5 protein-coding genes and 1 pseudogene are annotated in these 5,921 nt (G+C 37.5%); 2 read left to right on the top strand and 4 right to left on the bottom strand.

Annotated features, from left to right (window positions below):
• Positions 1–296: 296 nt before the first annotated feature.
• Genes ACKI4H_RS11545 through ACKI4H_RS11535 form a run of 3 tightly spaced genes read right to left on the bottom strand, consistent with a single transcriptional unit; the run spans position 297 to position 3,202 of the window.
• The gene (locus ACKI4H_RS11545; protein ID WP_407305842.1) at positions 297–1,217 is read right to left on the bottom strand and encodes a hypothetical protein; all 921 of its coding nucleotides are present in this window, start codon (positions 1,215–1,217) and stop codon (positions 297–299) included.
• A 42-nt stretch (positions 1,218–1,259) separates the two neighbouring features.
• Entirely contained in the window at positions 1,260–2,393 is a 1,134-nt protein-coding gene (locus tag ACKI4H_RS11540) for a toxic anion resistance protein (RefSeq protein WP_407305840.1), read from the bottom strand.
• Positions 2,394–2,413: 20 nt separating this feature from the next.
• Positions 2,414–3,202 carry a tellurium resistance protein gene (locus ACKI4H_RS11535; RefSeq protein WP_407305838.1) on the bottom strand — a complete coding sequence of 263 codons (789 nt, stop codon included), beginning with the start codon at positions 3,200–3,202 and terminating at the stop codon, positions 2,414–2,416.
• A 603-nt stretch (positions 3,203–3,805) separates the two neighbouring features.
• On the opposite strand from ACKI4H_RS11535, the gene ACKI4H_RS11530 reads away from it, so the two are divergent.
• Both ACKI4H_RS11530 and ACKI4H_RS11525 read left to right on the top strand, forming a co-directional pair.
• A complete protein-coding gene (locus ACKI4H_RS11530) occupies positions 3,806–5,056 on the top strand; it encodes a YncE family protein (protein ID WP_407305836.1) in 1,251 nt (416 codons plus the stop codon).
• A 93-nt stretch (positions 5,057–5,149) separates the two neighbouring features.
• Positions 5,150–5,620: a hypothetical protein gene (locus ACKI4H_RS11525; RefSeq protein ID WP_407305834.1), complete on the top strand. Its 471-nt coding sequence runs from the start codon at positions 5,150–5,152 to the stop codon at positions 5,618–5,620.
• 52 nt (positions 5,621–5,672) lie between these two features.
• Here the strand turns inward: ACKI4H_RS11525 and ACKI4H_RS11520 are convergent.
• Positions 5,673–5,805: pseudogene (locus ACKI4H_RS11520) on the bottom strand (IS5/IS1182 family transposase); the annotation flags it as partial.
• Positions 5,806–5,921 lie beyond the last annotated feature (116 nt).

Raw genomic sequence — 5,921 nt, 5'->3', positions numbered from 1 at the left:
AGTTCAATCGGACCTTCAAGGCGTTCAAGAAGTGTTTTTAACTGAGCTGAAGTATTTTGGTCTAACATGGCTAACGTCTCCAACGGAGTAAATGCTTATTCAATAAAGCGATATTAGGATAAATGACTGAATAGGTGAAACAGTTTGTTTTTATAATAAAGATCGGATTATTGAATTAAAAACCTTTTATCCTAACGTCTATATGCTCCGTCTCATTTCAATGAATTCTGAACAACGCGCATGAAACAATCACCCATAAAAATAAAAGCCCTGTAAAGGGCTTTGAATTACATCATTTAATATCTAATGCGCTGTTCAACTCTTAGCACTCGTCCTTTTAAATTGTTCGATAAGAAAAATAAAATCAAGCTCAAAATTGCAGATAAAATAAGCATGCTAATAATCAAGAAATTGACTACATTGCTCATTTGCTCAGCCTGATCCACTTGCTTCGAAACACTCTGTGCCATCGGGGTGAGTGTTTTTCCATAAAGTTGATGCTGCATGGTCCACAATTGTTCGGGTTTAAATCCATATTCAATAAAATGAGGATCTGTTTTTTCCGCTTTAACCAAAGCCAGAACCTGAGGAATGGCAGCATCTTTATCGACGGGTTTATGCAACAACGCGGCTTGTGCAAGTAAATAAGCCTTTACGGGATTATCTAAATTAGTCTGCTGTAAATATTGTGCCAATTCGCTTTGCTGAATATTTTTATCGTATTGAATTGCTTCGCTATAAGCATTATTTGCATCATCATTTAGATCGTATTGCAGAAAGGTTAAGCTTGACCACAATACAATAAAGGCAACCAGCCAACCGACAAATTTCAAAATGAAGGACTGAAAACGCGTATAGAAGAAGTGCATTTTCTTTAAAAAATGAATGACAAAAAATGCCCCAACAAAAGAAACAAATAGTTTTAGAATCAGCCAGCCGAACCATGACAACAGATTGGTAAAATAATCGGTATGCTGCCCGAGTTCAGCAAGATTTGCATCTACACTCACCGGCATATGCAATTGCTTCAATTCGGTGGTAATACCAAAAAAACTATAGATAAAATCATGTTGTAAAAATAAGGCCACAACTGAGGCAAGGAAAACGGTGCTACTGGTGAGGCAAAATAAGCTCAATTTGCGTTGGCGCTTTTTCAGCGCCACCACACCAGATTGGATCTGTTGCGGATTCACAGCATATTCATCTAAGGGAGGCAAACGATTTCTCCTAAAGTGCAAGCAATGAACTTAAGCGTATTCTTAAGATTTATTCACTTCACTGGTACTTGATTCTATAACCAAATGATTCAAATTTTCCTGCAAAGCACGTAAGCGGGTGGTGGCTTCAGCACGTTTTTGCATGCCTTCTTTTTGCACCTGAATCACATCATTCACTGTTTTAATGAGGGTATTTTGCACATGTTCAAGCGTTTCAATATCAATTACTGAACGTTGATTGGCTTTAGCAGTATCTACCGAGTTTTGATGCAACAAGTCTGCATTACGGCGTAACAGGTCGTTGGTCGCATCATCAATGCTATTGGCAAGTTGCACACTATTTTTTTGTTCATTTAAGGAAATGGCCAAACTGATCTGGTTTTTCCAGGCAGGTAAAGTAATGTTTTTAATCGCATAAAACTTATCCACCAACATCAAATTATTGGACTGAATAATTCGGATCATGGGTAAGGTTTGCATTGCCGATTGCTGCAAGACCTGTAAATCACTGACCCGTTTTTCCAGATTATTGGCCAGATGATTCAGGTCATAAACCTTTTGCACTGATGTTTGATCTTGGGTTTTGGTACTTAAAGTTGCAATTTCCTGCTGAATTTCCTGTTCTTTCAATTTCCCCGCAGCAATATAAATCCCCAGTTGTTTATACTCGTCTTGCACACCATGAAACATTTTATCCAAGGTATCCACACGACTTTTAAGTCCCGATTGTGAAGTTTCAATTTCGTTAACCAGAACATCAATTTGTTCTTTGGTGCTATTAAAATTCTGATCGAAACTTTGCTTGGCCCCTTTCATTTTGCTGAGCAAGCCACCAAAGAAACCCGAACTCTTTTTCTTGTTTAAAATACTGTTGGTATTCAACTGCTTTGCAACCTGCACCACCTGATTTAACTTTTGGCCTGTGGCATCCAGATCTTTATTTTGCACAAGATTCAACAATTCATCGGTATAAGTTGAAGTCTTGGTAGCAATATTTTTACCATATTCAGCGACTGCGTTATGGCTCATTGCAGACAATTCTTTACGTGCATTCATCACTTCATTAAAGTCTGAATCCTGCAAACCAATTTCCTGTAAATTCAGTTGCTGAAATTTTTGCTGAACCATATCGGTACTTACTTCAGCAGGGAGATCTTTGGGTTCAAAATCGGTCATACTTCACCTGAATATTCTGTTTAATGTGTAGGTTTCTGAAGGGATTTTCTTAAAGTTTTAATCAGATTCTCTCGGCTATTATCCAGCTTTTCCAATTCAATTGTCGAATTGCTTTGATTGCTTTGTTTAACATGATATTGCCATGCGGGAATCAAAACCTGCTGCGCCTCTTTAAACCGATCCAGCAAGCTAAAAGAAAGTTGCTGAGATAACTGCATTTGTGTAATTGCAATGTCATTACTGGCTTGCAACGTTTGTAATGTATTAATTTTTTTAGATAACCTTTCTGAAAAATTATCCAGAGGATGCTGATTCTTGACAAATTTTGGATATTCCCCCAAGAACTCCTGCGCAGCCTGAATGTATTTTGCCATTTGTTCACGAAGTCCAAGCAACTGTTGAAAACGTGCTTGCGATTTTTGAATCTCGATTTGCAATTTTTGACTTAAATGATTAGCACGGTTAAGCAATTGATCCAGGTTTTTATAATATTCGACCTGTCCCGACTCATATTCTACGTCGATCCCCAGCCACTTTTGCAAGGCATTAAATTTGCGTGCTTTTAAATATTTTTTTGAATCCGCCAAAGTTTGAATCAACTGTTCAATCGTGGAACTGAGTTGCTGGGTAAGATGTGGATCTACCCCATTGAGTAATACTGACTGGGCTTGAATAAGTTGATCCGCATAATGATTCAGACGATATTGATCATTCAGCAAAGGCACTAGATCATTACGCTGAATAGAGAGAAGTTCAGCCCGATTCACCTCAATCTCAGCCAAAGGAACAAGAACATCTATCTGTGACATAACATTAGAAACTCAATAAAATCATTTTTATACTACGGCTTTTATAAAAAATATCATGTAGTATTTTGCAATTTCCAATGCATATTTATATTAAATTGGATAAAGATTTAAACAAATTTTTAATATCATTCAGTTTACCCCCTGCTCAAGTTATAGAGATGATTCACCTCTTCTTCTACAAATTCATGAAATGTCTTTTAAGACTAATATTCCAATTTCTGTCTGGCTGAGATGAATAATGTTCTAAGCTTTTAAATGCTTCAATAAATGTAATGACAAATTTTAATAAAATATAAATTTTGCACTTCCCTTTGGTACTTACAAAAGATTTGTTCAATCTTATCCTGAACTTTTTAATCTCAAAAAGAAGTTATAAATAAAATAAACAATTTCAAATATCTATTAAATAAAATGTGATATTCATTAATTAAATAAGCCAGTTTATTCAGAATATAAAAATTATTTATTAGTCTGATGGTCGGGTAATCATGGTTAATTATTGATCAGTTCCTTATTCTATTGTTCTGCTAATACAGAAGTATTGGCCTGTAATGAAAATTTGAATAAAAAATTACTTTCATGGAACTGAACTGGAAAAATGAGATGAAAAACAAAAAATTATTTTTTAAATGGACTTCGCATGTTTTGCTTGCTTCTACAGCACTCACATCGCTTTGTATAAATGCAGCTACACCAACGATGCCTGTTCCACCAAATAGTCAGCAAGTTTTTTTTGTTGGCAATAACTGGGATGGAACAGTGACCGTCATTCGTCCATCGGGTGATTTTGGTAAGATCGGTGTGATTAACATGATTCCTGATCGCAAAGAGCGTTTGAAGGAAATCCACCTCAATCCAATTAAACTGATTGCCTATACTTATATTCAGGCCACTGCTGGAGAAGGCAACGATCAATTGGTCGATGACATGTACTCAACTCCCGACGGCAAGTCAGTGGTTGCATCGCGTCCAAGTTTTGCAGATGTGGTGTCTATCAATATTGCTACGGGAAAGATCAACTGGCGTACCCCTGTTGAAGGTTTCCGTGCCGATCATATGGCCGTTTCTCCAGATGGTCAGCGCTTAGCTGTATCTGCATCTTCAGGTAACGTCGTTCATGTTCTGGATATCAATACGGGTAAGGAATTGGGGCGCTTTGCCACTGGCGACAAACCACATGAAAACATTTTCTTTAGTGGAGGCTCAAAAATTTTGAATTCAGCCATTGGAAATGTAGAAACCTCCATGGATGCATCATGGCAAGATTTCACCAAGGGTAAACGGTTCATTACCATTGCCGATGCCAATACTTTTAAAGTGATCAAGAAAATTGATTTCCGTCCTGCATTAGATGCAGTCGGTCGCAAGGATTTATCCAATGCTGTCCGTCCCATCGTATTTAGTAACGATGAAAGTAAAATTTATGCACAGGTTTCATTTTTTAATGGCTTGGTCGAATATGACTTAAACCAGGATAAAGTCACTCGTATTGGACAATTACCGGGCAGCTCTACCATTCCGTCTGACCGGACAAAATATGTAAATGACTCCCGTCATCATGGATTATCCATTAGTGCAGATGGCGAGAAATTATGTGTTGCAGGCACCATGGATGACTATGCGACTATTGTCGACCGCTCTACCTTGAAAGCTGGCAAGCTGATCGCTGCCGGGAAGCCATATTGGGCAACGCAGACTCCTGATGGAAAAAGCTGTGTGATTTCAGAGAGTGCAACTGATGTCGTTACTGTCATTGATTTTGCTACAGGTGAAAAGGTTTTGAGTGTTCCTGTAGGAAATCATCCACAGCGTGTTCGTATCGGTTATGCACCCGCTGGCTGGTCAACCAAGTAATTCAGGTCAATCGGCAGATAATTGATAAATTGAACAGACCTGATTTTAGATTGGGTCTGTTTTTAATTTAAATGCAAGAGCAGGATTTCTGGCATGAATAGCACCCTACGACTTGGTCTTATCATTGGATCTATTGTGACCTTGTTACTCATCATTGTGGTTTATATATTTAAACCACTTTCTACAACGCCACCAAATACAGTAAAACCAAAAGAAAAACCGATTCCAACTAAAACTATATTAGAGAAAAAACGGGTACTTGCCGCACCAGTTCAAGCAAATACAGCGACGGTACCAAATCAGGCAGAATTGATTCAACAACGTGACCGACTTTATCAGGATTTTGAAGAAATCAGCAATTCATTGAGTGTAGGACAACAACCTGATTTTCGTCAGGTAAGTGATTTATTAGACAAGCAAAAACAACTTGTAAAGGCCGGCGCACTTTCAGCGAATGACGCAATTTCATATTGTCAATTTTTAAGACAAATTTTACCCGATATGGATCATCAGATTAATCAACACATTCTTCAGTTAGAGCAACTTAGGCGTACCACTTCATAAAATCAATCTTGGATTGTTATTGCATGATAAAACAATAGACTTCTTTCATAAATCATTTTTTACTCAGCTCCAGGTTATAGATTCCAGCGATTAAATTGAATCTCAAACCAAGTCTTTTGCCTCTATTATTTCGATAACGTTCGGCAAGGATCTTGAAGGTTTTTCAGGCTGCCAAAGACATGCTCAATGCCGATTCTTCTTTTATTGATTTCCTGATTATAGTTTTTGAGTTCAGGATCCAATTTACCGCGTCTTTTGGCTTTTAGTCTTTAAAACGGACAGTTAACTTGCTAATTTTAGC

It is taken from the genome of Acinetobacter sp., from assembly GCF_045628685.1.
Taxonomy (GTDB): domain Bacteria; phylum Pseudomonadota; class Gammaproteobacteria; order Pseudomonadales; family Moraxellaceae; genus Acinetobacter.
This window is presented reverse-complemented; position numbering and strand designations above follow the sequence as displayed.

Excerpts from the sequence above, each read along its gene's own strand:
- ACKI4H_RS11530 (WP_407305836.1), top strand. The coding sequence starts at position 3,806 with ATGAAAAACAAAAAATTATTTTTTAAATGGACTTCGCATGTTTTGCTT.
- ACKI4H_RS11525 (WP_407305834.1), top strand. The coding sequence starts at position 5,150 with ATGAATAGCACCCTACGACTTGGTCTTATCATTGGATCTATTGTGACC.
- ACKI4H_RS11540 (WP_407305840.1), bottom strand. The coding sequence starts at position 2,393 with ATGACCGATTTTGAACCCAAAGATCTCCCTGCTGAAGTAAGTACCGAT.
- ACKI4H_RS11535 (WP_407305838.1), bottom strand. The coding sequence starts at position 3,202 with ATGTCACAGATAGATGTTCTTGTTCCTTTGGCTGAGATTGAGGTGAAT.